This is a genomic window from Duganella levis (assembly GCF_009857605.1).
Lineage (GTDB): Bacteria > Pseudomonadota > Gammaproteobacteria > Burkholderiales > Burkholderiaceae_D > Rugamonas > Rugamonas levis.
Map to the genome: position 1 here is coordinate 1 of NZ_WWCT01000074.1, position 2,888 is coordinate 2,888.

Consider the following 2,888-nt stretch of genomic DNA (forward strand, 5'->3'; position numbering starts at 1 on the left):
GTTATAGGGACAAGTGAATAAGTGCACATGGTGGATGCCTTGGCGATTACAGGCGATGAAGGACGTAGTAGCTTGCGATAAGCTGCGGGGAGCTAGCAAACAAGCTTTGATCCGCAGATTTCCGAATGGGGAAACCCGGCCTTTTAGGTCATCGCAACCTGAATACATAGGGTTGCGAAGCGAACGCGGCGAACTGAAACATCTAAGTAGCTGCAGGAAAAGAAATCAACCGAGATTCCCAAAGTAGTGGCGAGCGAAATGGGAAGAGCCTGCACGTGATAGTCGGACTGATAATGGAATGCTCTGGAAATGGCAGCCATAGCGGGTGATAGCCCCGTACATGAAATCAGACCGGTGGTACTAAGCGTGCGACAAGTAGGGCGGGACACGAGAAATCCTGTCTGAATATGGGGGGACCATCCTCCAAGGCTAAATACTCGTAATCGACCGATAGTGAACCAGTACCGTGAGGGAAAGGCGAAAAGAACCCCGGGAGGGGAGTGAAATAGATCCTGAAACCGTGTGCATACAAACAGTAGGAGCGGACTTGTTCCGTGACTGCGTACCTTTTGTATAATGGGTCAGCGACTTACATTCAGTGGCAAGGTTAACCGAATAGGGAAGCCGTAGAGAAATCGAGTCCGAACAGGGCGATAGTCGCTGGGTGTAGACCCGAAACCAAGTGATCTACTCATGGCCAGGATGAAGGTGCGGTAACACGCACTGGAGGTCCGAACCCACTAATGTTGAAAAATTAGGGGATGAGCTGTGGGTAGGGGTGAAAGGCTAAACAAACTTGGAAATAGCTGGTTCTCTCCGAAAACTATTTAGGTAGTGCCTCAAGTATCACCATCGGGGGTAGAGCACTGTTATGGCTAGGGGGTCATCGCGACTTACCAAACCATTGCAAACTCCGAATACCGATGAGTGCGAGCTTGGGAGACAGACGTCGGGTGCTAACGTCCGGCGTCAAGAGGGAAACAACCCAGACCGCCAGCTAAGGTCCCAAAGATTGGCTAAGTGGAAAACGAAGTGGGAAGGCTAAAACAGTCAGGATGTTGGCTTAGAAGCAGCCATCATTTAAAGAAAGCGTAATAGCTCACTGATCGAGTCGTCCTGCGCGGAAGATGTAACGGGGCTAAGCCAGTCACCGAAGCTGCGGATATGCGTAAGCATATGGTAGGAGAGCGTTCTGTAAGCCTGCGAAGGTGTCTTGTAAAGGATGCTGGAGGTATCAGAAGTGCGAATGCTGACATGAGTAGCGATAATGGGGGTGAAAAGCCCCCACGCCGTAAGCCCAAGGTTTCCTGTTCAACGTTCATCGGAGCAGGGTGAGTCGGCCCCTAAGGCGAGGCAGAGATGCGTAGCTGATGGGAAGCAGGTTAATATTCCTGCACCGTCGTATGATGCGATGGGGGGACGGATCGCGGAAGGTTGTCTGACTGTTGGAATAGTCAGTTTCTGCTTCATAGAAGGCGCTTAGGCAAATCCGGGCGCGGAATTCAAGGGAGTGGGACGAGTGCACTTGTGCACGTAGCAATCGGAAGTGGTTCCAAGAAAAGCCTCTAAGCTTCAGTCATACGAGACCGTACCGCAAACCGACACAGGTGGGCGAGATGAGTATTCTAAGGCGCTTGAGAGAACTCGGGAGAAGGAACTCGGCAAATTGGTACCGTAACTTCGGGAAAAGGTACGCCCTTGTAGCTTGGCTGATTTACTTCAGTAGGGCGAACGGGTTGCAATAAACTGGTGGCTGCGACTGTTTAATAAAAACACAGCACTCTGCAAACACGAAAGTGGACGTATAGGGTGTGACGCCTGCCCGGTGCTGGAAGATTAAATGATGGGGTGCAAGCTCTTGATTGAAGTCCCAGTAAACGGCGGCCGTAACTATAACGGTCCTAAGGTAGCGAAATTCCTTGTCGGGTAAGTTCCGACCTGCACGAATGGCGTAACGATGGCCACACTGTCTCCTCCCGAGACTCAGCGAAGTTGAAATGTTTGTGATGATGCAATCTACCCGCGGCTAGACGGAAAGACCCCATGAACCTTTACTGTAGCTTTGCATTGGACTTTGAACCAATCTGTGTAGGATAGGTGGGAGGCTTTGAAGCAGGAACGCCAGTTTCTGTGGAGCCAACCTTGAAATACCACCCTGGTTTGTTTGAGGTTCTAACCTTGGTCCGTTATCCGGATCGGGGACAGTGCATGGTAGGCAGTTTGACTGGGGCGGTCTCCTCCTAAAGTGTAACGGAGGAGTTCGAAGGTACGCTAATTACGGTCGGACATCGTGATGATAGTGCAATGGCATAAGCGTGCTTAACTGCGAGACTGACAAGTCGAGCAGGTACGAAAGTAGGACATAGTGATCCGGTGGTTCTGTATGGAAGGGCCATCGCTCAACGGATAAAAGGTACTCTGGGGATAACAGGCTGATTCCTCCCAAGAGTTCATATCGACGGGGGAGTTTGGCACCTCGATGTCGGCTCATCACATCCTGGGGCTGTAGCCGGTCCCAAGGGTATGGCTGTTCGCCATTTAAAGTGGTACGTGAGCTGGGTTTAAAACGTCGTGAGACAGTTTGGTCCCTATCTGCCGTGGGCGTTGGAAATTTGAAGGGGGCTGCTCCTAGTACGAGAGGACCGGAGTGGACAGACCTCTGGTGTACCGGTTGTCACGCCAGTGGCATTGCCGGGTAGCTAAGTCTGGAAGAGATAACCGCTGAAAGCATCTAAGCGGGAAACTTGCCTTAAGATGAGATTTCCCAGAGCCTTGAGCTCTTTGAAGGGTCGTTCGAGACCAGGACGTTGATAGGTCAGGTGTGGAAGTGCAGTAATGCATTAAGCTAACTGATACTAATTGCCCGTACGGCTTGTCCCTATAACCTT

Annotated in this window: 1 rRNA gene; it reads left to right on the top strand. The window is 51.2% G+C overall.

Annotated elements, in window-relative coordinates:
* The first annotated feature begins 7 nt into the window (after positions 1–7).
* Positions 8–2,880, top strand: a 23S ribosomal RNA gene (locus GTP69_RS30755).
* The last annotated feature ends 8 nt before the right edge of the window (positions 2,881–2,888 follow it).